The sequence below is a fragment of the Sphingomonas sp. A2-49 genome, assembly GCF_025548555.1.
GTDB lineage: Bacteria > Pseudomonadota > Alphaproteobacteria > Sphingomonadales > Sphingomonadaceae > Sphingomonas.
In genome coordinates this window covers 177642-200390 of record NZ_JAJLPA010000003.1, presented here as the reverse complement: position 1 = coordinate 200390, position 22749 = coordinate 177642, and the positions used below count along the sequence as shown (strand labels likewise).

At 69.3% G+C, this 22749-nt stretch carries 20 protein-coding genes; 13 read left to right on the top strand and 7 right to left on the bottom strand.

Translation table 11 applies throughout. From position 1 onward, the window contains the following. On the top strand, window positions 1-979 hold a 979-nt coding region (locus LPN01_RS06065; RefSeq protein ID WP_262827461.1), incomplete at its 5' end, for a short-chain fatty acyl-CoA regulator family protein. A gap of 139 nt (window positions 980-1118) precedes the next feature. After that, window positions 1119-2702 (top strand): isocitrate lyase, encoded by a 1584-nt coding sequence (locus tag LPN01_RS06060; RefSeq protein ID WP_262827460.1) that lies wholly within the window; start codon window positions 1119-1121, stop codon window positions 2700-2702. Between the two features lie 48 nt (window positions 2703-2750). Here the strand turns inward: LPN01_RS06060 and LPN01_RS06055 are convergent, their stop codons facing one another. Genes LPN01_RS06055 through LPN01_RS06045 form a run of 3 tightly spaced genes read right to left on the bottom strand, consistent with a single transcriptional unit; the run spans window position 2751 to window position 4288 of the window. After that, window positions 2751-3701, bottom strand: a complete 951-nt coding sequence (locus tag LPN01_RS06055; RefSeq protein ID WP_262827459.1) for an aldo/keto reductase — start codon at window positions 3699-3701, stop codon at window positions 2751-2753. Further along, the gene (locus tag LPN01_RS06050; protein WP_262827458.1) at window positions 3698-3910 is read right to left on the bottom strand and encodes a hypothetical protein; all 213 of its coding nucleotides are present in this window, start codon (window positions 3908-3910) and stop codon (window positions 3698-3700) included. Before LPN01_RS06050 ends, LPN01_RS06055 begins: the two co-directional genes overlap by 4 nt. A gap of 6 nt (window positions 3911-3916) precedes the next feature. Next, window positions 3917-4288 (bottom strand): hypothetical protein, encoded by a 372-nt coding sequence (locus LPN01_RS06045; protein WP_262827457.1) that lies wholly within the window; start codon window positions 4286-4288, stop codon window positions 3917-3919. Window positions 4289-4387: 99 nt separating this feature from the next. Here LPN01_RS06045 and LPN01_RS06040 point away from each other — a divergent pair, with 99 nt between their 5' ends. From LPN01_RS06040 to metH, 4 genes are all read left to right on the top strand, one after another. Beyond that, a complete protein-coding gene (locus LPN01_RS06040; RefSeq protein ID WP_262827456.1) occupies window positions 4388-5356 on the top strand; it encodes an ArsR/SmtB family transcription factor in 969 nt (322 codons plus the stop codon). Next, window positions 5353-6294 carry a methylenetetrahydrofolate reductase [NAD(P)H] gene (metF, locus tag LPN01_RS06035; protein ID WP_262827455.1) on the top strand — a complete coding sequence of 314 codons (942 nt, stop codon included), beginning with the start codon at window positions 5353-5355 and terminating at the stop codon, window positions 6292-6294. Before LPN01_RS06040 ends, metF begins: the two co-directional genes overlap by 4 nt. Before the next feature lie 119 nt (window positions 6295-6413). After that, complete coding sequence (locus LPN01_RS06030; RefSeq protein WP_262827454.1) at window positions 6414-7460, top strand: homocysteine S-methyltransferase family protein; 1047 nt, start codon at window positions 6414-6416, stop codon at window positions 7458-7460. A gap of 156 nt (window positions 7461-7616) precedes the next feature. Continuing rightward, window positions 7617-10292, top strand: coding sequence for a methionine synthase (metH, locus tag LPN01_RS06025; RefSeq protein ID WP_262827453.1), 2676 nt, complete (start codon window positions 7617-7619; stop codon window positions 10290-10292). A gap of 114 nt (window positions 10293-10406) precedes the next feature. On the opposite strand, the gene LPN01_RS06020 is transcribed toward metH, so the two are convergent. Further along, on the bottom strand, window positions 10407-11615 hold the full coding sequence (locus LPN01_RS06020) for a cation:proton antiporter (protein WP_262827452.1): 1209 nt from the start codon (window positions 11613-11615) through the stop codon (window positions 10407-10409). A gap of 202 nt (window positions 11616-11817) precedes the next feature. Here LPN01_RS06020 and LPN01_RS06015 point away from each other — a divergent pair, with 202 nt between their 5' ends. Beyond that, window positions 11818-12753, top strand: a complete 936-nt coding sequence (locus LPN01_RS06015; RefSeq protein WP_262827451.1) for a right-handed parallel beta-helix repeat-containing protein — start codon at window positions 11818-11820, stop codon at window positions 12751-12753. 19 nt (window positions 12754-12772) lie between these two features. On the opposite strand, the gene LPN01_RS06010 is transcribed toward LPN01_RS06015, so the two are convergent. Further along, the gene (locus tag LPN01_RS06010) at window positions 12773-12931 is read right to left on the bottom strand and encodes a hypothetical protein (protein ID WP_262827450.1); all 159 of its coding nucleotides are present in this window, start codon (window positions 12929-12931) and stop codon (window positions 12773-12775) included. Between the two features lie 149 nt (window positions 12932-13080). Further along, on the bottom strand, window positions 13081-14742 hold the full coding sequence (locus LPN01_RS06005) for an alkaline phosphatase family protein (protein WP_262827449.1): 1662 nt from the start codon (window positions 14740-14742) through the stop codon (window positions 13081-13083). 112 nt (window positions 14743-14854) lie between these two features. On the opposite strand from LPN01_RS06005, the gene LPN01_RS06000 reads away from it, so the two are divergent. The 5 genes from LPN01_RS06000 (at window position 14855) to LPN01_RS05980 (ending at window position 21377) form a co-directional block, all read left to right on the top strand. Continuing rightward, window positions 14855-16828 (top strand): protein-disulfide reductase DsbD family protein, encoded by a 1974-nt coding sequence (locus tag LPN01_RS06000; protein ID WP_262827448.1) that lies wholly within the window; start codon window positions 14855-14857, stop codon window positions 16826-16828. A 112-nt stretch (window positions 16829-16940) separates the two neighbouring features. Then, window positions 16941-18437, top strand: a complete 1497-nt coding sequence (locus tag LPN01_RS05995) for a circularly permuted type 2 ATP-grasp protein (protein ID WP_262827447.1) — start codon at window positions 16941-16943, stop codon at window positions 18435-18437. Between the two features lie 151 nt (window positions 18438-18588). Next, on the top strand, window positions 18589-19524 hold the full coding sequence (locus LPN01_RS05990) for an alpha-E domain-containing protein (RefSeq protein WP_262827472.1): 936 nt from the start codon (window positions 18589-18591) through the stop codon (window positions 19522-19524). Between the two features lie 16 nt (window positions 19525-19540). Next, on the top strand, window positions 19541-20344 hold the full coding sequence (locus LPN01_RS05985; protein ID WP_262827446.1) for a transglutaminase family protein: 804 nt from the start codon (window positions 19541-19543) through the stop codon (window positions 20342-20344). A 55-nt stretch (window positions 20345-20399) separates the two neighbouring features. Then, window positions 20400-21377 (top strand): cell wall hydrolase, encoded by a 978-nt coding sequence (locus LPN01_RS05980; RefSeq protein WP_262827445.1) that lies wholly within the window; start codon window positions 20400-20402, stop codon window positions 21375-21377. 4 nt (window positions 21378-21381) lie between these two features. On the opposite strand, the gene LPN01_RS05975 is transcribed toward LPN01_RS05980, so the two are convergent. After that, window positions 21382-22179: an arginyltransferase gene (locus LPN01_RS05975; protein ID WP_262827444.1), complete on the bottom strand. Its 798-nt coding sequence runs from the start codon at window positions 22177-22179 to the stop codon at window positions 21382-21384. 218 nt (window positions 22180-22397) lie between these two features. Here LPN01_RS05975 and LPN01_RS05970 point away from each other — a divergent pair, with 218 nt between their 5' ends. After that, window positions 22398-22652, top strand: a complete 255-nt coding sequence (locus LPN01_RS05970; RefSeq protein ID WP_262827443.1) for a hypothetical protein — start codon at window positions 22398-22400, stop codon at window positions 22650-22652. Window positions 22653-22749 lie beyond the last annotated feature (97 nt).

Genomic DNA, 22749 nt, shown 5'->3' with positions numbered 1-22749 from the left:
CCGCGAGATCGAGCGCTGGCGCGGCCATTTCGCCGATCTGGACGGGGCGGCCGAGGCGCTTGCCGACGAACTGCGCCTCGGCGCGGGCGACCTGTACGGCGCGATCGCCGAGCGGTTGCGGGTCAAGCACCAGCTGACGATCCGCATCCTGCCGGTCGACGTGATGCCCGACCTGTTGCGGCGGCTCGACCTTCACGCCCGCCAGCTGCAATTGAGCGAGGTGCTCGATTCCGCGTCGCGGACGTTCGCCGCCGCCTATCAGCTCGCGCAGATCGAGGCGCGCGCCGAGATCGATGCGCTGGCCAAGGGCGCGGCCTTCGCCGACCGGTCGTCGGAGCGCCTGTTCCGCCGGCACCTCGCCAGCTATTTCGCGGCGGCGGTGATGATGCCCTACGCCCGCTTCCTGCGCGCCTGCGAGGCGACGGGCTACGACCTCGAGCTGTTGCAGCGCCGGTTCGGGGCGGGGTTCGAGCAGGTCGCGCATCGACTGACCACGCTGCATCGCGTGGGCGCGCGCGGCCTGCCGTTCTTCCTCATCCGCATCGATCGGGCGGGCCAGTGTTCCAAGCGCTTCTCCGGCGCGAGCGCGTCGCCGCTCGCCGAGGCGGAGGGGCGGTGCCCGCTGTGGCGCCTGCACCAGGCGTTCGACCGCCCCGGCAGCCTTGCCGTGCAGCTGGTGCAGCTGGAGGACGGCGCACGCTGGCTGACCGTCGCGCGTACCGTCACGCCGCAGCGCCGCCGTTATGGCGGGGTGCTCGCCGAATTCGCGGTCGGCATCGGCGTGCCTGCGGAGCTTGGCAATGCGCTGGCGGTGGCGCGGGGGATCGACCTGAAGGGCGATGCGACGCCGATCGGCCTCGGCTGCCGCGCGTGCCACCGCACGGACTGTCCGCAGCGCTCCGCGCCGCCCGCCGGCCGCGCGCTGCTCATCAACGAGCGCGACCGCGGCGTTTCGGGCTTTACCTTCGCCGGCGATTGATCTGAAACTATGCGTACAAATTTACACATATAATATTGGAAGATTGACAGAATAACCCGGTTTACCCCCGATTGCCGCCTGCTCGCATTGTGAAGTTATGTACACATCCCGTCATCGAGACAGAGCGAGGGATGTGGACATGACCTACCAGCAACAGATCGGCGCGGCGACCCGGGCGATCGGTGCGCATGCGACGTGGCACGGGATCGACCCGCAGGCGGTCGCCCGCATGCGCCTCCAGAACCGCTTCCAGACCGGGCTCGATATCGCGCGCTACACCGCGGCGATCATGCGGCGCGACATGGCCGCCTACGACGCGGACCCCGCCGCCTACACCCAGTCGCTGGGCTGCTGGCACGGCTTCATCGGCCAGCAGAAGATGATAAGCATCAAGAAGCATTTCGGCACGACCGATCGCCGCTATCTCTATCTGTCGGGCTGGATGGTCGCGGCGCTGCGCAGCGATTTCGGCCCGCTGCCCGACCAGTCGATGCACGAGAAGACGAGCGTGCCGGCGCTGATCGAGGAGCTCTACACCTTCCTCCGCCAGGCCGATGCACGCGAGCTGGGCATGCTGTTCCGCGATCTCGATCATGCCACCAACGCGGTCGAGGCGCAGCGCATCCAGCACGCGATCGACCATCACCAGACGCACGTCGTGCCGATCATCGCCGATATCGACGCCGGCTTCGGCAATGCGGAGGCGACGTACCTGCTCGCCCGCAAGATGATCGAGGCGGGCGCCTGCGCGCTCCAGATCGAGAACCAGGTCAGCGACGAGAAGCAGTGCGGGCATCAGGACGGCAAGGTCACCGTGCCGCACGAGGACTTCCTGGCGAAGGTCCGCGCCTGTCGCTACGCCTTCCTGGAACTCGGCGTCGAGGACGGCATCATCGTCACCCGCACCGACTCGCTCGGCGCGGGCCTCACCAAGCAGATCGCGGTCAGCAAGACGCCCGGGGACCTGGGCGACCAGTACAACAGCTATCTCGATTGCGAGGAGGTCGGCGACCTTTCGACGATCAACGGCGACGTCGTCATCAACCGTGGCGGCACGCTGATGAAGCCGAAGCGGTTGCCGTCGAACTTGTTCCAGTTCCGCGAAGGCACCGGTGCCGATCGCTGCGTGATGGATTGCATCGCCAGCCTCCAGAACGGCGCCGACCTGTTGTGGATCGAGACCGAAAAGCCGCACATCGAGCAGATCGCGTCGATGGTCGACCGCATCCGCGCGGTCGTCCCCGACGCCAAGCTGGTCTACAACAATTCGCCCAGCTTCAACTGGACGCTCAACTTCCGCCAGCAGGTCTACGATGCCTGGGCCGGGGAAGGGCGCGACGTGTCGGCCTATGACCGCGCGCGGCTGATGTCGGTGGACTATGACGCGACCGATCTGGGTGCCGAGGCGGACGAGCGGATCCGCACGTTCCAGAAGGACGCCGCGGCGCGTGCCGGCATCTTCCATCATCTCATCACGCTGCCGACCTATCACACCGCGGCGCTGTCGACCGACAATCTGGCGAGGGACTATTTCGGCGAGGCGGGCATGCTCGGCTACGTCAAGGGCGTCCAGCGCAGGGAGATCCGCGAAGGCATCGCGTGCGTGAAGCACCAGAACATGTCCGGGTCCGACATCGGCGACGACCACAAGGACTATTTCGCGGGCGAGGCGGCGCTGAAGGCCGGCGGCGCGCACAATACGATGAACCAGTTCGCGGCATAGCGGACGCACGGTCCCGGCGCGGCGGTCCGCGCCGGGTATCGGGTACGGTCAGGCGCCGGCAGCGCTCAGCCGGTCCAGCTGTTCCTTCGTCAGTTCCAGCTGCATCGCCGGGAGCAGGTCCACCAGTTGCTCGACCCGCGTGGCGCTCGCGATCGGCGCGGTGACACCGGGCTGCGCCATCAGCCACGCGAGCGCTACCTGCGCCAGCGTCGCGCCGGTTTCCGCCGCGACGTCGTCCATCGCCGCCAGCACGGCGGGGCCGTTCCCGTCGAGCAATTCCGTCATCCGGCCGCCGCGCACGCTCTGCCCCAGATCGTCCTTCGACCGGTATTTGCCGGTCAGGAAGCCGGACGCGAGCCCGTAATAGGGCAGCACGCCGATATTCTCGGTAACGCAATAATCCTGCAACTCGCCCTCGAACCTATGGCGGCTGACCAGATTATATTCGGGTTGCAGGACGTGATAGCGGGGCAGGCCGCTGGCCTTGGCGGCGTCCACCGCCGACTTCAGCCGCTCGCCGTGGAAGTTCGACGCGCCGATCACCCGCACCTTGCCCGCGTCGATCAGGCGGGCGAACGCTTCCAGCACCGCATCCTGCGGTACGGCATCGTCGTCCTGATGCGCGTAATAGAGGTCGATCCGGTCGGTACCGAGCCGTTGCAGCGATGCCTCCGCCGCCGCCGCGATCCGCGCGGGCGCCAGCTTTTCGCCGCCCTCGCCGGGGAGCATGCCGACCTTGGTCGCGATCAGCACGTCGTCGCGCCTGCCGCTGACCTTCAGCCATTCGCCGATCATGCGTTCCGATTCGCCGCCTTCGTGGCCCGGCACCCATGCCGAATAGACATCCGCGGTGTCGATCATGGTGCCGCCGCCGGCGACGAACGCATCGAGCACCGCGAAGCTCGCGGCGCGGTCGGCGGTCCAGCCGAAGACGTTGCCGCCGAGCACCAGCGGCGCGATCTGGAGGTCGGTCGAACCGAGGCGGCGCTTGGCGATCATGGCAGGGTGTCCGGATGGTTGGAGGTCACGGCGTCGAGCGCGACGCTGTTGGCATCGAGCATGGCGGCCGCGTCGTTGAGTTGCGCGGCCTCGTCGGCGGTGACCGCGCCCGGTTCGTCGGCGGGTCGCCCGCACGCCGCGAGCAAGAGTGCTGGAAGCAGCGCGCCGATCGCCATGCGGCCCGTGCGGCGCTGCTTCCCGACGGTCACGGTTCGTCAGTCCTTGAGCGAACGGCCGGCCCGCTCCAGCGCGTTGCCGGTCGCGTCGACCGCGCGGTCGGCGGCGGCACCGGCGCGATCGGCACCATTGTCGAGCGCGGCGCCGGCGCGGTCCGCACCGCTGTCGATCCGGTCGCCGGCGCGATCCGCCGCCGAATCGATCCGCGCACCGGCGTTGTCGAGGCTGCGTTCGGCCGACCCGAAGGCGCGGTCGGTCGCGGCGTCGACGTCGCTCACCGCATTGCGGGTGGTCGCCTCGGTATCCGTCGCGATCGCATTGGCCGCGTCCGCCGTTTCGTTCTGGGCGTTCTGGCTGCACGCGGCAAGGCCGATGGCCAGCGGGGCGGCAAGGATCAGCAGGCGCTTCATCGTAATCTCCCTCGATGGTAAAGCCCGACGCCAACGCAGCATCGCGGCTTCGGGTCCGCGTTGACCGCATATAAAGATATCTTTATATGTTGATGCGACATGACCCTCGCCCTCGATATCTTCCGTGCCCTGGCCGACGCGACGCGGCTGCGCATCTTTTCCCTGCTGCGCTCGATGGAGCTGTCGGTGGGCGAGCTGGCGCAGGTGCTGGGGCAGAGCCAGCCGCGCGTCAGCCGGCACGTCAAGATCCTGTGCGACGCGGGGCTGGCGGAACGGCGCAAGGAGGGCAGCTGGGTATTCGTGGCGCTCGGCCGCGCGGCGGCGACCGGGCCGGTCGCGGCGGCGATCGACCGGTGGAACGCGGCGGAGCCCGACCATTGGGCGCTCGCCGACGCGGCCCGGCTGGCCGCGGTGCGCGCCGACCGCGCGGCGAGCGCGGCGCAATGGTTCGAAGGCCATGCCGACGAATGGGATGCGATCCGCTCGCTCCACGTCGCCGAAAGCGAGGTCGAGGCGGCGATGGCCGGCGTGCTCGGCGCGGGGCCGCTCGGCAGCCTGATCGATATCGGCACCGGTACCGGGCGGATGCTCGAGGTGTTCGGGCAGCAGGCGGACAGCGCACTGGGTATCGACCGGTCGTCGGAGATGCTGCGGCTGGCGCGCGCGAAGCTGCACGACCGGGCGAACACCGAATTGCGCCAGGCGGATCTGTACGCGCTGCCGATGGCGGACGGGGCGGCGGACGTCGCGATCCTGCACCATGTGCTGCATTTCGCGCAGCAGCCCGGCGCCGCGATCGCGGAGGCGGCGCGGGTGCTGGGGCCGGGCGGGCGGTTGCTGATCGCGGATTTCGCGCCGCACGATCGCGAGGACCTGCGCAGCCGCGACGCGCATACCCGGCTGGGCTTCGCCGACGAACAGATCGCGGGCTGGTTCGGCAATGCCGGGCTGGCGCTGGCGCGGACGGAGACGCTGGAGGGCGGCGAATTGACGGTGACATTGTGGCTGGGCGTAAGGCCGGGCGCGAGCTTGCGTGAGGTACCTATGAAAAGGGTCGGGGCGGCATGACGATTTCGGTGAACCAGCTCGAAGAGGCGCAGATCGCGCTGAAGGCGCCGCTGTATGCGGACGTCGCGGGCGACCTCGACGTCTCGTTCGAATTCTTTCCGCCGAAGACGGAAAAGATGGAAGAGCAATTGTGGGACGCGGTGCGGACGCTGGAGCCGCTTGCGCCCAGCTTCGTGTCGGTGACCTATGGCGCGGGCGGATCGACGCGCGAGCGCACGCACGCGACCGTGGCGCGGATCCAGCGCGAGACGAGCCTTGCGGCGGCGGCGCACCTGACCTGCGTCGAGGCGACGCGGGCGGAGATCGACCAGGTCGCCGAGGAATATTGGGCGGCGGGCGTGCGCCACATCGTCGCGTTGCGCGGCGATCCGCCCGCCAGCGGCGCGAAGTTCGCCAGCCATCCGGGCGGCTACGAGAATGCGGCGGCGCTGGTCGCCGGGCTGAAGCGCCTGCACCCGTTCGAGATTTCGGTCGCGGCCTATCCCGAATGCCATCCGGATTCGGCGGACATGGCGGCCGACATCGACAATCTGAAGGCGAAGTTCGACGCCGGCGCGACGCGCGCGATCACGCAGTTCTTCCACGAGCCCGAAACCTTCTTCCGCTATCGCGACAAGGTGGCGGCGGCGGGCATCACCGCGGAGATCGTGCCCGGGATCATGCCGGTGACCAACTTCGCGAGCGTGGTGCGGATGAGCGCGATGTGCGGCACCGAGGTGCCGGCGTGGATGGCACGGCTGTTCGACGGGCTGGAGGATCATCCCGCCGCGCGCCAGCTGATCGCCGCGACGCTGGCGGCGGAACTCAGCCGCAAGCTGTACGCGGGCGGGGTCAAGTCGCTGCACTTCTACACGCTGAACAAGGCGGAACTGTCGTTCGCGATCTGTCACCTGCTCGGCGTGCGCAGCAAGCCGGTGGCGAACGCCGCGGCGGCGTGAACGTCGGGCCCCTCCCCTTCAGGGGAGGGGTTGGGGTGGGGGACGCGGGCGCTGGGCTCTGTGAGACACGCCCCACCCCCAACCCCTCCCCTGAAGGGGAGGGGCTTTAAGGAATAGATATGACCATCCGCGACACATTCCTGGCCGAAGCCGCCCAGCGCATCCTCATCACGGACGGCGCGTTCGGGACCGAGATCCAGAACTGGAAGCTGTCCGAGGCGGACTATGCCGGATCGCTGGGCCTCACCCACGACCAGAAGGGCAACAACGACATCCTCGCGCTGACGAAGCCGGAGGTGCCCGAATCGATCCACCGCGCCTATTTCGAGGCGGGCGCGGACATTGCGGAAACCAATACCTTTTCGGCGAACCGGATCAGCCAGGCGGACTACGGCGCCGAACATCTGGTGCGCGACATCAACGTCGAGAGTGCGCGGATGGCGCGACGGCTGGCCGACGAATTCCAGGCGAAGGACGGGCGGCCCCGCTTCGTCGCCGGCGCGATCGGGCCGACCAACAAGACGCTGTCGCTGTCGCCCGACGTCAACGACCCCGGCTATCGCGAGATCGACTTCGATCACCTGAAGGACGTGTACCGCGAACAGATCGACGCGCTGGTCGAGGGCGGCGCGGACTTCATCCTGATCGAGACGGTGTTCGACACGCTGAACGCGAAGGCGGGGATCATGGCGACGCTCGACGCGGCCGATGCCCTCGGCCGCGACCTGCCGCTGATGCTGTCGATGACGCTGACCGATCTGTCGGGGCGCAACCTGTCGGGGCATACGGTCGAGGCGTTCTGGCATGCGGTGCGGCATGCGAAGCCGGTGACGATCGGGCTCAACTGCTCGTTCGGCGCGGAGCAGTTGCGCCCGCATGTGAAGACGCTGAGCGATATCTGCGATACGCTCATCATGGTCTATCCCAACGCCGGACTGCCCAACGAGCTGGGCGCCTACGACGAGGCGCCGGAGACGACCGCGGGCCTCGTCGGCGAATGGGCGCAGGCGGGGCAGGTCAACGTGCTCGGCGGCTGCTGCGGATCGACGCCGGCGCATATCGCGGCGATCGCCGACATGGCGCGCGGCGTCGCGCCGCGGCAGGTGCCGGTGCCGCCGGTGCGGACGCGGCTCGCCGGGCTGGAGCCGTTCACGATGGCGGCCTAGCGCGGTCCTGCTCCTCCCCGGAACGGGGAGGGGGACCAGCGAAGCTGGTGGAGGGGGTTCTCCGCAAACGATATCTCTGGTGGAGAGCCCCCTCCACCCCTCGGCTCTCGCCGAGCGGTCCCCCTCCCCGTGCCGGGGAGGATCTGAAAGAAGATCATGACCACCAATTCCTCCGCCCAGTTCGTCAACATCGGCGAGCGCACCAACGTTACCGGATCGGCGGCGTTCAAGAAGATGATCATGGCCGGCGACTATACCCGCGCGGTCGAGGTCGCGCGCAGCCAGGTCGAGAATGGTGCGCAGGTGGTCGACGTCAACATGGACGAAGGGCTGCTCGACGCCGAATTCGCGATGACGACCTTCCTCAAGCTGATCGCCGCCGAGCCCGATATCGCGCGCGTGCCGATCATGATCGACAGTTCGAAGTGGAGCGTGATCGAAGCCGGGCTGAAGTGCGTCAGCGGCAAGCCGATCGTCAATTCGATCAGCATGAAGGAGGGCGAGGCCGCCTTTCTGTTCCATGCCCGCAAGTGCATGGCCTATGGCGCCGCCGTCGTCGTGATGGCGTTCGACGAGGTCGGCCAGGCCGACACGCAGGAGCGCAAGGTCGAGATCTGCGCGCGCGCCTACGACCTCCTCATGGGGATCGGCTTTCCGCCCGAGGACATCATCTTCGATCCCAACGTGTTCGCGGTCGCGACGGGGATCGAGGAGCACAACAATTACGGCGTCGATTTCATCGAGGCGTGCAAGGCGATCAAGGCGCGCTGTCCCCACGTCCATATCTCGGGCGGCCTGTCCAACCTGTCGTTCAGCTTCCGCGGCAACGAGCCGGTGCGCCGTGCGATGCATTCGGTATTCCTGTATCACGCCATCCCGGCGGGGATGGACATGGCCATCGTCAACGCGGGGCAGCTCGACGTCTACGACACGATCGATCCCGAGTTGCGTACCGCGTGCGAGGACGTCGTGCTCAACCGCGATCCCGAGGCGGGCGACCGGCTGGTCGCGCTTGCGGAGAAGTATCGTGGCACCGATGCGGTCGCCGAGAAGCAGGCGGCGGAATGGCGCAGCCTGCCGGTCACCAAGCGGCTGGAATATGCGCTGGTGAAGGGCATCGACGCGCATGTGGTCGACGATACCGAGGAATGCCGCCAGCAGTTCGCGCGTCCGATCGAGGTGATCGAGGGGCCGCTGATGGACGGCATGAACGTCGTCGGCGACCTGTTCGGCAGCGGCAAGATGTTCCTGCCGCAGGTGGTGAAGAGCGCCCGCGTGATGAAGAAGGCAGTCGCGCACCTGCTGCCCTTCATCGAGGCGGCGAAGGAGCCCGGCGCCAAGGGCAAGGGCAAGATCGTGATGGCGACCGTCAAGGGCGACGTGCACGACATCGGCAAGAACATCGTCGGCGTCGTGCTCCAGTGCAACGGCTTCGACGTCGTCGATCTCGGCGTCATGGTGCCCTGGTCGAAGATCATCGCGGCGGCGAACGAGAACGACGCCGACATGATCGGCCTGTCGGGCCTCATCACCCCCAGCCTCGACGAGATGGTGACCGTGGCGGAGGAGATGAAGCGGGCGGGCATGACGATGCCGCTGCTGATCGGCGGCGCGACGACGTCGAAGGTGCATACCGCGCTGCGCATCTCGCCCGCCTATGACGGGCCGATCGTCCACGTCCTCGACGCCAGCCGCGCGGTGGGCGTCGCGACGACGCTGGTCAGCGACACCCAGCGCGACGCCTATGTGCTGGGCGTCGCCGAGGAATATGAGAAGGTGCGGGTGGCGCGCGCGGGCAAGGGGCAGAACGACCTGCTGCCACTCGCCGAGGCGCGGCGGCGCGGCTTCGTCGCCGACATGGCGCTGAAGGCGCCGCCGGTGGCGAAACCGGGCGTGCACGTGTTCGACGACTGGGACCTTGCCGACCTGCGCCGCTACATCGACTGGACGCCGTTCTTCCGCGCGTGGGAACTCGCCGGCAATTTCCCCGCGATCCTGACCGACGCGGTCGTCGGCGAAAGCGCGAGCGGATTGTATGCCGATGCGCAGGCGATGCTGGACCGGATCGTCGCCGAAAAGTGGCTGACCGCGCGCGGCGTCGCCGGCCTGTGGGCCTGTCACCGCCACGACGACGACGTGTGGGTCTACACCCGCCACGCCGAATCCCATCGCAGCCCGGACGGCGCGAGCATTCCGGAGGGGTTCCATATCCCCAACCTCGACCGGACGCAGGACGCGACGGTGCGGCTGCCCTTCCTGCGCCAGCAGATCGCGAAGCGCGAAGGCCGCGCCAACATGAGCCTGGCCGACTTCATCGATCCGGCGGGCGACTGGATGGGCGGCTTCGCGGTCGGCATCCACGGTATCGAGCCGCATCTGGCGCGCTACAAGGCGGACAACGACGATTACAACGACATCCTGCTGAAGGCGCTGGCGGACCGGCTGGCGGAGGCGTTCGCCGAGGCGCTGCACGCGCACGTCCGCACCGACCTGTGGGGCTATGCGCCGGGCGAGCAATTGACCAACGAGGCGCTGGTGCGCGAGCAATATCGCGGCATCCGCCCGGCGCCGGGCTATCCGGCGTGCCCCGAACATTCGCTGAAGCGGACGCTGTTCGACATGCTCGATGCCGAGGCGAACGTCGGGCTGGAACTGACCGAGAGCTTCGCGATGCTGCCGACCGCGGCGGTCAGCGGCTTCTATTTCGGCCACGCGCAGGCGGAATATTTCGGCGTCGCGCGGATCGGCCAGGATCAGGTCGCGGATTATGCGACGCGGCGCGGCGTCGACCCGAAGCAGGCCGAACGCTGGCTGCGGCCGAACCTCGACTAACTCCCCCCGTCATTGCGAGCGTAGCGAAGCAATCCAGGACGTCCTCGTCCGGCGCTGGATTGCTTCGCTACGCTCGCAATGACGAGAAACGCGGTGGAGCAGCGATCGCAGACATCAGAACCCCCGCTTGCGCAGCCCCGGATCGCGCTTCAGCATCGGCGCGACGACCGGGATCGTCAGCATCGTGCTCGCCACCGCCATGAGCAGCAGCGCGGTGAAGGTCTCGTTGGTGATGATCGTCTTGTCGAGCAGGATGTTGGCGAAGATAATCATGATGAGCGCCTTGGTCTGGAGCAGCCATCCGATCGCACTGGCATCGCCCTTCGGCCATTTCAGGATGCGCCCGGCCAGATGGATGCCGGCGAGCTTGCCGCCCAGCGACGCGGCGAGCAGCAGTGCCGCGACGGCGAACACCGCCGCGCCGCCGACCCCCCATTGCGTCTTGAGCCCCGTCGACAGGAAATAGACCGGCATCACCGCGAGCAGGATGGTCTGGCGGAACCGGTCCATCCGCTCCTCGCCGAACCAGCGCGCGTCGAGCACCGCGCCCGCCAGGAACGCGCCGACCATGAAGTGAAGCCCCGCCCAGTCGGCGGCAAAGCCGCACAGCGCCAGCCAGATCAGGCCGACGTACCAGCGGTCGTTCTCTCCGATCGCGCGGAGCAGGCGGCGGATCGCCCAGGTTGCGACCGCGAACCCGACGAGGAATCCGGCCTGGCGCCCGACGCGTTCCCAGTCGAGCAGGATCAGCGCGAGCACGCCCCAGATCGCGATGTCGTCGAGACTGGCGTAGCGCAACACGCGCTGACCGAGGGGGCTGCGCAGGACGTCGAGCTTTTCCATCAGCAGGACGAGGATCGGCAGGGCGGTGACCGCGCACGCCATGCCGATCCCCAGCACCACCTGCCAGTCGGCGCCGCCCGACCCGCGCCAGCCGGGATAGCGGAGCATCAGCAGCGCCGCGAGGCTGCCCGCGACCAGCGGCACGCCGAGCGCGAGCCCTGCGGTGATCCCCGTCTCGCGCCGCCGCTTCCACGCCTCGCCGACGTCGAGTTCCAGCCCGGCGACCCATACGAACAGCATGACCGACCACCAGGCGATGCCGTTCAGCGCGCCGAGCGTCGGCGCCGCGAAGACGAAGGCGTAATAATCGGGGAAGAGCGCGCCGAGCACGCCCGGCCCGAGCAGGATGCCGCCGACGATCTGCACCACCACCAGCGGCGCCCAATAGTCGGTGCGCCCCAGCCGCCAGACCAGCCATGGCAGCGTGAAGATGATGAGGATCGCCAGCAGGAACACCTCCGTCGGTGACATGGCATGCATCGCGATCCGCTCCCCCCATGGCGGCCCCCCGGCCGCCCGTTCGCGCGCTGTGTGCCGGACGCAGCGGCGAGACGCAATCGACCCCCGTGCGCGTCCCGTCATGGGACGGTGCGAACACGAGCCGGACCGTCGGGCGGCGCAGGCGTCGCATTAACCCCGAATCCGGCTGGTCAGCACGGCGGGCGGGCGCGCAGGACGGGGCATGACCCGCACCCTCGTCACGCTCGCGCTCGCGCTGCTCGCCTCTTCCGCCCCGGCCACCGCCGGGCCCGACGCCCCGTTCACGATCCTCGAGACGGGGCAGCGCTTCGCCGATCTGCAGGCGGCGGTGTCGTCGGTCGGCATGGGTAGGGCGACGATCCTGATCGCGCCCGGCCTATACCGGCAGTGTGCGGTGCAGCAGGGCGGGCGGATCACGTTCCGCGCGGCGCAGCCGGGCACCGCGATCTTCGAGGGGCGGGCGTGCGAGGGCAAGGCGGCGCTGGTGCTGCGCGGGCAGGGGTCGGTGGTCGATGGCCTCGTCTTTCGTGGCTATCGCGTCGCGGACGGCAACGGAGCGGGGATCCGCACCGAGATGGGCGACCTCACCGTCACCAACACGATGTTCCGCGACAGCCAGGAAGGGATCCTGGGGGGCGAGCCGCGCGGCCAACGGATCGTGATCGACCGGTCGACCTTTTCGGGGCTGGGACAATGCGACGAGACGCCCGATTGCAGCCACGCCATCTACCTCGCCAACACCGGCAGCGTCTCGATCACGCATTCGCGCTTCGAGCGCGGCACCGGCGGCCATTACGTCAAGCTGCGCGTGCCGCAGGTCGCGATCACCGACAACAGCTTCGACGATACCGCGGGCCGCAGGACCAACTACATGATCGACCTGCCCGAGGGCGCGCGCGGGACGATCGCGCGCAACACCTTCGTGCAGGGCCACGGCAAGGAGAATCACAGCGCGCTGATCGTGGTCGCGGCGGAAGCGCGGACCTATCCGTCCGCCGGGCTGCGCATTGCGGACAACGACGCGCGGCTGGCGCCGGGTGCGCCCGCCAATCCGGCGTTCGTCGCCGATCTCAGCCACGATCGCCTCGCGATCGGTGCGAACCGCATCGTGGGGATGCGGATGTTCGAGACGCGCTGACGAGCGCCGCGGCACGCGGTCAGCGGCGGCGGCGGTCGATCCACGGGTAGCCCGGGCTGGCCGCGAAACTGACGGGCAGCGTACGGATCGACAGCACCACGGCGATAGCCACCAGCATCCCCCGCCCGTCCTGTCCGGTTGGGCTGCGCCACGCCACGGCGAACGAGAGGGTCGTCATCGCCGCCGGCCGGAACAGCGTGCCGAAGAGCCTCGCGACGATCGCGTTGTGCCGTCAAATGCGCCGCCCGGCGCCCGCCGTGAAGTAGTCGCGTCCCGACAGCGCGCCCGGATGCGCGATCTCCGCCGGCAGCGCGGCGACGGGTGTCGCTACCGCACGCAAGTGTCGCCAGCGCCGGGATTGAGGTCGAGGCAGCGTCCGTCGAGCCCGTGGACCGGCAGTCCGATCGTCGCCGCGAGCGTAGGCGCGATGTCGACGGTTTCGACCGACAGCGGCTGTTCGAAGCCCGCCATCCCCTTGCGCCAGAACAGGATGGGCACGCGGCGGTCATAATCCCACGGGCTGCCGTGCGTCTCGACATAGCCCGCCGCCGGCGTCTCGATCGTGGTCACGCGCGGCTTCAGCAGTACCAGCAGGTCGCCCGACACGGCGGGGTCGAACGACGCGCGCGCGCGCTCCAGCAGCGTCCACGTCTCGGGCGGGGTGGTCGCCATCGGTTGCGCCGCGATCTGCGCCCGGGTGAAGGCGGCGGCGACCTGCGGCTGTGCGGCGAAGCGCGTCTGCGCCGCCGCGAGCACGCGGGCGCGATCCGCGGGCGAGAGGCCGCGGGCGAGGTAGACGTCGCCTTCCGCCCCGAGCAGCACCGGCCCCTTGAGGCCCAGCGCGGCCGCGACCGCGGCATCCACCGCCTTGATCGACGCGTCGGCAGAGACGTGGCTTTCCATCGGCATCGCATGCTGTTGCTGGCGTTCGGTCATGTCGTGCGCGCCATGGTCCGCGGTCAGGACCACTTCGTAATCGAGGCCCCAGCCGTCGAGCGTGTCGAAGAAGCTGCCGAGCGTGCGGTCGAGCTGGTCCATCTGGATGCACATCTCGGTCCCCTGCGTCCCGAGCGAATGGCCGATATAGTCGGTCGCCGACGCGCCGATATCGATGATGTCGGTGTCGCGCCCCCGCCCGAGCTTCATGTCCTGGATCAGGCCGGCGGCAATCGCGAACACGGCGGCGTCGCTCGGCGGCGACGCGCGGAACGCCTTCAGGTCGCCCGCCGCCCGCGCGAACCGGCCTTGGCCGTAGACGGTGCCCGCGACGGTGATCGGCCGGTCGAGCGCGCGGCAGAAGTCGGGCAGCGGCAGCGGCGCCTGCGCGCGGGCGACGAGCGCGGCGACCGCGTCGCGGCCACGCTGGACGGCACGGGGCACCGCGCGGCCGGCATAGCTGGCATAGGTCTTGCCGTCCCACCACCACAGTTCGTCGACCTTGTGGCCGCCCATCATCACCGCCGCGCGGTCCTTGCCCGCGACCGAGACGACGCGCGTCGCGGGGCGGGCATTCTTCATCATCTCGCCCAGCGTCGGCACCTTCAGGTGGCGATCGCTGACCGTGTAGCTGGTGTGATCGCTGCCGGGGACGGTTTCGTCCTCGGCGCAATAGACCGTCTTGTCGGCGCGCGCGACCGACTGGTCGATCCAGTTGTTCGCGACGATGCCGGTGTGCGCGGGGCGCATGCCGGTGAGGATCGTCGAATGGCCCGGACACGTCTCGGTCGCGGCATGGCTCTGATAGCCCGAGGGAAACACCGCGCCGGTCAGCAGCCGCGCGAAGCCGCCGGTGAAGTGGTTGCGATATTGCTGGAACAGGTCGGCGGAAAACTGGTCGACGGAGATTGCGACGATGAGCCGCGGCGGCGCGGTGCGGGTCGGCGCGGGCGCCGGTGCCGGGATCGCCGGGGCAGGCGCCTGCTGCGCGGATGCGGCGGTGGCGCCGAGGGCGGCGGAGGCGAGCAGGGCGATGGCGATCAGCGACTTCATCTGGGGCTCTCGTGTTACGGTGCGGGCGCCGCTATGGCGGTGGGCGATGGATCGAGCAAGAATGACCCGGCCGGGATGGCCCGCCGCGCTGATACGCATGCTGGGTTGCGTGATGATGACGCTTCTTGCGATGTCGGCGCTCCCGGCCGGTGCCGATCTTGCGCCCGCGAACGGACCGCCGCACCTCGCGATGCGGCTGGTTGCGGACAGCGCCGCGCCGCGTGCGGGCCAGGCGGTGACCATCGCGCTCGACACCCGGCCAGAGGCGGGGTGGCACGGCTATTGGCGCAATCCCGGCGATGCGGGCTTCGCGCCGTCGCTCGCCTGGACCCTGCCCGCCGGGATGCGTGCCGACGAAGCGCTGCAATGGCCGGTGCCGACGACGCTGCTGATCGCCGGTCTGATGAACTATGTCTACGAGGCGCCCTATGCGCCGCTCGCGACGCTGCACGTACCGGCCGGCGTCGCGGCGGGGACGCGCCTGCCGGTCCGCCTCGCGATCAACTATCTGGTCTGCACCAACGCGATCTGCGTGCCGGAAGCGCAGGAGCTGACCCTCGACCTGACCGTCGGCGACGGTGCGCCGGCGCAGGCGGCCCGCTTCGACCGCTGGCGCGCCGCGATCCCCAAGCCGCTCGATGCCGCCGGGACCTATCAGGTGAAGGACGGCAGGCTGGTGCTGGCGGTGCCGCTGCCCGCGGCGGCGCGCGTGACGGACGCGGCGTTCTTCCCGTTCGGGCCGGACATGACGCGCTATGCCGCGCCACAGACCGTCAGCCGCGACGGCGACCGGCTGCTGATCGTCACCGAGGGCGCGCCCAAGGGACGGATCGAGGGCGTGTTGCGGATCGGCCGCGACCTGGGGCTCAGCGTCCACGCCGATCCGGGGACGGTCGCGCTGCCGACCGATCGCAGCGGCTGGTCCGCGGCGCTGCTGGCGTTCGCAGGCGCGGTGCTGGGCGGGTTGATCCTCAACGTGATGCCCTGCGTCTTCCCGATCCTCAGCCTGAAGGCGCTGCACCTCGCGCGCGGCGGCGAGGACGAACGCGCGGCGCGGATCGATGCGCTGGGCTATATGCTCGGCGCGGTGCTGATGTGCGTGGCGCTGGGCGGGCTGATCCTGGGCCTGCGCGCGGGCGGGTCGGCGGTGGGCTGGGCGTTCCAGTTGCAGGATCCGCGGATCGTGGTGCTGCTGATCGCGCTGACCTTCGCGATCACGCTCAACCTCGCCGGCCGGTTCGAAATGCCGGTGCCGCAGTTCGCCAGCCACGGCGGTGCGGCGGGATCGCTTGCGACCGGCGCGCTGGCGGCGTTCGTCGCGACGCCGTGCAGCGGGCCGTTCATGGGCGCGGCGCTGGGCGCGGCGCTGGTCCTGCCGTGGCCGGCGGCGCTCGCGGTGTTCGCCGGCCTCGGCCTCGGGCTCGCGCTGCCGTTCCTGGCGATCGGCTTCGTCCCCGCGCTGCGCCGGCGATTGCCGCGGCCGGGCCTGTGGATGGAGCGGTTCCGCCGCGTGCTGGCAGTGCCGATGGCGCTGACGGTGGCGGCGCTGCTGTGGCTCGCCTGGCGACAGGCGGGCACCGCCGGGCTGCTCGCCGGCGTCGCGACGATCGTCGCGATGGCGGTGCTGCTGGGCGTCGGTGGCAAGCGGCAGAAGCGGGGGCAGGGGTTCGGCTGGGCGATCGCGCTGGGTGCGCTGGTCGTGCCCGCCGCACTCGCCGCGGCCCTGACGGGCGGCGCGGCGCGACCGGCGAAGGTCGGTGGCGACGCCTTCAGCGAGGCGCGGCTCGCCGCCCTGCGCAGGGAGGGGCGGCCGGTGTTCGCCTATTTCACCGCCGACTGGTGCCTGTCGTGCAAGGTCAACGAAGCTTCGTCGATCGACACCGCCGGAACCCGCGCGGCGTTCGCGCGCAACAAGGTGGCGGTGCTGGTCGGCGACTGGACCGACGGCGATCCGGCGCTGGGCCGCTTCATCCAGTCGCACAACCGCGCCGGCGTGCCGCTGTACCTCTATTACGCGCCGGGTGCCGCCGAACCGCGCGTGCTGCCGCAGGTGCTGACCCCGGGGATGCTCGCCGCGCTGCATTGATCCGCACGCTATCTGCGGGGCCCTGCGCGAAAAAGTCTCGCCGGGGCTATTGTGCAGCGCAGCTATTCCCCGCAGCATGGAACCTGGATCACGGGGAGGCTTTACCGTTCCGATGGGGCAACGACCGGCGTTCGACGAGATCATGGGCATGACGGGCGAGGCGCAGCCGCGTGCCCAGCTGGCCGCGCTGGGCCGATGGCTCGACGAGACGCCCGGCGCGGACCTGCGCCGACGGCAGGAGGCGGCGGAAACGACCTTCCGCCAGCTCGGCATCACCTTCGCCGTCTATGGCGACACCGACACGCGCGAACGGATCATCCCGTTCGACATCGTGCCGCGCGTGTTCCTCGCCGACGAATGGGCGCGGCTGTCGGAAGGGCTGGTCCAGCGGGTCGAGGCGATCAACGCGTTCCTCGACGACATCTACGGCGAACGCCGCATCCTGAAGGAAGGCGTGCTGCCCGAGGATTTGATCCTCGGCAATCCGCAATTCCGTCCCGAAATCGCGGGCATGCGCCCGCCGCACGGCATCTGGGCGCATATCTGTGGCATCGACCTCGTCCGGACGGGTCCGGACGAATTCTTCGTGCTCGAGGACAATGCCCGCACGCCGTCGGGCGTCAGCTACATGCTGGAAAACCGCGAGGCGATGGTCCGGCTGTGCCCCGAATTGTTCCGCGAGTTCCGCGTCGAGCCGGTCGACAGCTATCCCGACCGGCTGCTCGAGACGATGAAGTCGGTCGCGCCGCGCGGTTCGGCGTCGCCGCCGACCTGCGTCGTGCTGACGCCGGGGCATTTCAACTCGGCCTATTACGAGCACAGCTTCCTCGCCGATTCGATGGGGATCGAACTGGTCGAGGCCGCCGATCTCGTCGTCGACGACGATCAGGTGTGGATGCGCACGATCGCCGGCCGCGTCCGGGTCGACGTGATCTATCGCCGGATCGACGACGATTATCTCGATCCGCTGGTGTTCCGCCCCGATTCGATGCTGGGCGTGCCGGGGTTGATCGCCGCCTATGCCGCCGGCAACGTCGCGATCATCAACGCGCCCGGCAACGGCATCGCCGACGACAAGGCGATCTATAGCTATATGCCGGAAATCGTCCGCTTCTATTCGGGCGGCGAGGCCAAGCTGCCCAACGTCGAGACGTGGCGCTGCCGCGAACCGCAGGCGCTGCGCTACGTCCTCGATCACCTGGCCGAGCTGGTGGTGAAACTGGTCGACGGCTCGGGCGGTTACGGCATGCTGGTCGGCCCGACCGCGAGTGCGCGCGAGATCGAGGATTTCCGCCAGGCGCTGATCGCCGAACCGCATCGCTATATCGCGCAGCCGACGCTGGCGCTGTCGACCGTGCCGACGCTGGCCGACACCGGCCTCAGCCCGCGCCACGTCGATTTCCGCCCCTTCGTCCTGACGGGATCGAAGGGGGTACAGGTGGTGCCCGGCGGCCTGACCCGCGTCGCGCTGAAGGAAGGATCGCTGGTCGTCAATTCGAGCCAGGGCGGGGGCACGAAGGACAGTTTCGTGCTGATGCCGGACGCCGGGGGGCGCACGCAGTCGCAGACGATGGGCGGCATGACCCAGTCGCAGGGGTTCGGATCGTGAGCGGCGTCCCATTCCTCCCCGGGACGGGGAGGGGGACCAGCGCCGCCGGTGGAGGGGGGCTTCCACGCAGCACGTTGCGCGTGGGAAGCCCCCTCCACCACGCGGCTGCGCGTCGCGCTTCCCCTCCCCGTGCCGGGGAGGAGCGACCATGATGCTGTCCCGCACCGCCTCGTCGCTCTATTGGCTTGGCCGCTACATCGAACGCGCCGATTTCTTCGCCCGGCTGATCGAGGCGACGGTCCGCTTCGACGTGATGTCGTCGCGCCCCGCGGGTGAGGTGGCGTGGTCGTCGGCGCTGGCGGTGACCGATACCGAGGCGGACTTCGCGACGAGCGGCGGTGCGCTGACGCAAACCGACGTGGTGCGATTCCTGACGGTGGACACCAGCCATCCCGGATCGCTCATCCGCTGCCTCGACCGGGCGCGCAACAACGCCAAGGCGGTCCGCACCGCCCTCAGCCGCGAGGCGTGGACGGCGATCAACCGGTCGTGGCTGGTGTTCGAGAACCGCGACCAGATCGGCGATACGCAGGCGACGCTGCGCCTCGTCGAGTCGGTCAAGAACGAGACGCGCGGGTTCGAGGGCGCGGTGCACCAGATGCTGCGCAACCAGTCGCACTGGTTCATCCGGCTGGGGCAGGCGGTGGAACGCGCCGACAACACCGCGCGGCTGCTCGACGTGAAATATCACATCCTGCTGCCCGAGGGCGAGGTGGTCGGCGGCGTGGTCGATCGCGACCAATGGACGACGATCCTGCAGGTCGTCTCCGCGGTGACCGCCTATCGCTGGCTCTATTCGGACGGGCTGACCCCGGCGAACGTCATCGACCTGCTGATCGCCAGCCGCGAACTGCCGCGCAGCCTGGTCGCGTCGGCCGAGATCACGGTCGACATCCTCGGCCTGCTCGCCGAGCGCACCGGCAGCCATGGCGAGGCGGACCGGATGGCGCGGATGCGCGCGTCGCGGCTGGTCAAGACCCGCTCGGGCGAGGTGATCGCCAGCGGCCTGCACCAGTATCTGCAAGCCTTCATCCGCGAAAACGGCCAGCTGCACGAGGCGATCGGCCGCCAGTTCCGGTTCGGCTGATGCGCCGGTTACTTTCATGAGACTCTCGATCGACCATCGCACCGTCTATCGCTTCAGCGAGCCGCAGAGCCGGCTGGTGCAGATGTTGCGCATGACCCCGGAAAACAGCCACGACCAGACCGTGGCGCGCTGGCGGATCGACGTCGATTGCGACGCGATCATGCGGCGCGGCCGCGACGGTTTCGGCAATGCGATCACGATGCTCTATTGCGAGGGACCCGTCGCGCATATCGAGATCGCGGTGCGCGGCGAGGTGCTGACCAGCCATTCCGATGGCGTCGTCCGCGGCGTCGCCGAGGTGCTGCCCCCCGCACTGTTCCTGCGCGAAACCGATGCGACGCCGCGCGATGCCGCGATCGCCGCGTTCGCCGCCGAGGCGACGGACGGTGCGGACGGGCGGATCGGCCGGTTGCACCGGCTGAACCGCGCGTTCAACCAGCGCTTCGCGCTCGACCGGGCGCGGCCGCAGCCGGGCCTTTCCGCCAGCGAGGCGTTCCGCCGGACGGCGGCGACGTCGCGCGACCTGGCGCAGATGTTCGTCGTCGCGGCCCGATCGCTCGGCATCCCGTCGCGTTACGTATCGGGGTACAGCATCGTCGAAGGGTCGCTGCGGCCGACCCCGCACGGCTGGGCGGAGGCGCACGTCGCCGAACTGGGCTGGGTCGGGTTCGATCCCTGCACCGGCCGTTCGCCGCAGGAAGAGAGCGTACGTGTGTCCGCGGCGCTCGACGCGTCGGGGGCGGCACCGGTCGCCGGATCGCGGCTGGGCGAGGGCGACGAGGAGATGGACGTCGCGGTGAAGGTGTCCGCCGCGCAATAGCGGCGCTGCGACGCGGTTAACCCGATCATAAGCCGGCGCGTCTAGTCGGGACGGCGTGGGGCGTTTGCGAATCTCGACGATCGGCCAGATGGTTCTGGGCCTTTCCCTGCTGGGCGCGTCTTCTTGCGTGCCGCAGCGGGGCGGGGGCGCGCGTGTCGCGCAGGCGGTTCCGCCGCCGGCGCCGCGCCAGTTGCTGCGCGAACTGGCACTCGACGTGCCGCGCGACCTGCCCGGGCTCGAGGGGATGCCCGCGACGTTGCGCGCATCGGTCGCCGATGCCGCCCCGACCGGCTATCCCGCAGCCGCGCCGCCGTTCGTCGCGCAGGCACAGACCGACATCGACGCCGCGCGCGCGACCGACTGCCTGACCGCCGCGGTCTATTACGAGGCGCGCTCCGAAGCGACCGAGGGTCAGCGCGCTGTCGCGCAGGTCGTGCTCAACCGCGTCCGCGACCGGGCCTTCCCGCACAGCGTCTGCGGCGTCGTCTATCAGGGATCGAACCGGCGCACCGGATGCCAGTTCTCGTTCACCTGCGACGGATCGATGCTGCGGCGCCGCGACCCCTATGCGTGGGCGCGCGCGCGTTCGGTGGCGGAGGCGGCGCTGGCCGGAGAGGTCTATGCGCCCGTCGGCGGTGCGACCTTCTACCACACCAGCGCCATCCTGCCGTGGTGGGCGTCCAGCCTCACGCGGATCGGATCGGTCGGCGCGCACATCTTCTATCGCTGGCGCGGCGCCATGGACGGCGCGCTGAGCTTCCGCGCCGCCTATGCCGGGGTCGAACCGGGCGTCGGCGGGTCCGCCGGCACGGGGCAGGGAATGGTCGCCTATCGCGACGAGATGGCCGACGGCGGTGTGACGGTGCACCGCGGCACGACGGCGGTCGTCGCCGAAGCGGCGCCGGCAGTGGCCGTCGTGCGTGGACCGCGCACGACGCTGTTCGCGGGCGTCCGGGTCCATCTCGGCACCGAAGCGCCGCAGCGGGTCGTGGTCGACGGCGCGACGATCGGCGAGGAATCGGACCCGATCTGATCCGTCAGGCGGGGGTCAGCGTCGCGGCCGGGGTGACGACGGCATTCGCCTCGTCGTCGTCCATCAGCCGCCAGCCGTTCGGCCCGAGCACCTCGAGCGGGCGATAGCGCGTCTTGTAGGCCATCCGTGCCGACCCCTTCACCCAATAGCCGAGATAGACATAGGGAAGCCCCGCGTCGCGGGCGCGGGCGATATGGTCCATGATGATGAAATTGCCGAGCCCCGGGCGCGCCTGCCCGGCGGGCTCGTCGTCGTCGGGGGCGAAGAAGCTGTAGATCATCGACAGCCCGTCCGCCTGCCGGTCGGTGAGGCAGGCGCCGATCAGCCGGCCGCGCACGCCGCCGACCGATGGCGTGCGATATTCGATGATGACCGAATTGACCGGCGAATGCTCGACCATGTCGGCATAATCGTCCTCGTCCATGCCGGCCATGCCGCCGCCGGGATGGCGCGCCGCCAGATAGCGGCGCAGCAGCTGGAACTGTTCGTCGGTCGCCCAGGGCCGGCACGCCGACACCTCGATATCGTCGTTCCGGCGCAGCAGCTTGCGCTGGGTGCCGTTGGGTACGAAATCGTCGGTGACGACGCGCACCGACACGCAGGCGGTGCAGCCCGCGCAGGACGGGCGATAGGCGACCCCCTGCGACCGGCGGAAGCCGATTCGTCCGAGCGCGTCGTTCAGCTCGGTCGCGTGCGGCCCGCTCAGCTCGGTGAACACCTTCCGTTCCTGCCGACCCGGCAGATAAGGGCAGGGTGCGGGGGTCGTGACGAAGAAGCGCGGAAAACGAAAAGGCGCGGTCACCGCGGTAATCCCCCTGAACATGCGATCCGCGACGCGGTGCCGATCCCATATGGATGGATGGGCCGGCCATGAACAGCGACTTTCCGGTCATAAAAGGTTAACCCGGATGCGCGATGCTTACCCACTTCGATAGGTGCTCGATTTCGGGACACTGTTTCGTTATGGGAACTATCTCCGGACGCGAACGTTTCGCGAATCCAGCCAGTCAGGAGTTTTTCATGTCCAAGAAGTTCGCAGGCACCCTCGCCGCGTTTGCAATGACCGTTGCCCCCGTGGCAGCAACGCCGGCTTTCGCAGCGCCTGCCAACCCGGCCGCATCGCTGTCGGTCGCCAAGTCGGTTCGCGCGAGCGCGCCGTCGGCCAAGAAGAACGGCCTTGCCGGTGGCGGTCTGCTTGCAGCGCTCATCGTTGCCGGTGTCGTCGCGATCGGCGTCGTCGCCGTCGTGCAGGACGACAAGTCCGACAGCAACTGATCTGTCGTAGAATTACGGGAAGGGGCCGCGCGCGAGCGTGGCCCCTTTTTCGTGTCTGTCGCCGACCGGCCCATGACTTTGGCCACCGGCGACGATC

Excerpts from the sequence above, each read along its gene's own strand:
- LPN01_RS06045 (WP_262827457.1), bottom strand. The coding sequence starts at position 4,288 with ATGAAGCGCCTGCTGATCCTTGCCGCCCCGCTGGCCATCGGCCTTGCC.
- LPN01_RS05990 (WP_262827472.1), top strand. The coding sequence starts at position 18,589 with ATGCTGTCCCGCACCGCCTCGTCGCTCTATTGGCTTGGCCGCTACATC.
- metH (WP_262827453.1), top strand. The coding sequence starts at position 7,617 with ATGACCACCAATTCCTCCGCCCAGTTCGTCAACATCGGCGAGCGCACC.
- LPN01_RS05985 (WP_262827446.1), top strand. The coding sequence starts at position 19,541 with ATGAGACTCTCGATCGACCATCGCACCGTCTATCGCTTCAGCGAGCCG.
- LPN01_RS06055 (WP_262827459.1), bottom strand. The coding sequence starts at position 3,701 with ATGATCGCCAAGCGCCGCCTCGGTTCGACCGACCTCCAGATCGCGCCG.
- LPN01_RS06060 (WP_262827460.1), top strand. The coding sequence starts at position 1,119 with ATGACCTACCAGCAACAGATCGGCGCGGCGACCCGGGCGATCGGTGCG.
- LPN01_RS05995 (WP_262827447.1), top strand. The coding sequence starts at position 16,941 with ATGGGGCAACGACCGGCGTTCGACGAGATCATGGGCATGACGGGCGAG.
- LPN01_RS06010 (WP_262827450.1), bottom strand. The coding sequence starts at position 12,931 with ATGACGACCCTCTCGTTCGCCGTGGCGTGGCGCAGCCCAACCGGACAG.
- LPN01_RS06005 (WP_262827449.1), bottom strand. The coding sequence starts at position 14,742 with ATGAAGTCGCTGATCGCCATCGCCCTGCTCGCCTCCGCCGCCCTCGGC.
- LPN01_RS06020 (WP_262827452.1), bottom strand. The coding sequence starts at position 11,615 with ATGCATGCCATGTCACCGACGGAGGTGTTCCTGCTGGCGATCCTCATC.
- metF (WP_262827455.1), top strand. The coding sequence starts at position 5,353 with ATGACGATTTCGGTGAACCAGCTCGAAGAGGCGCAGATCGCGCTGAAG.
- LPN01_RS06015 (WP_262827451.1), top strand. The coding sequence starts at position 11,818 with ATGACCCGCACCCTCGTCACGCTCGCGCTCGCGCTGCTCGCCTCTTCC.
- LPN01_RS06030 (WP_262827454.1), top strand. The coding sequence starts at position 6,414 with ATGACCATCCGCGACACATTCCTGGCCGAAGCCGCCCAGCGCATCCTC.
- LPN01_RS06040 (WP_262827456.1), top strand. The coding sequence starts at position 4,388 with ATGACCCTCGCCCTCGATATCTTCCGTGCCCTGGCCGACGCGACGCGG.
- LPN01_RS06000 (WP_262827448.1), top strand. The coding sequence starts at position 14,855 with ATGATGACGCTTCTTGCGATGTCGGCGCTCCCGGCCGGTGCCGATCTT.
- LPN01_RS05970 (WP_262827443.1), top strand. The coding sequence starts at position 22,398 with ATGTCCAAGAAGTTCGCAGGCACCCTCGCCGCGTTTGCAATGACCGTT.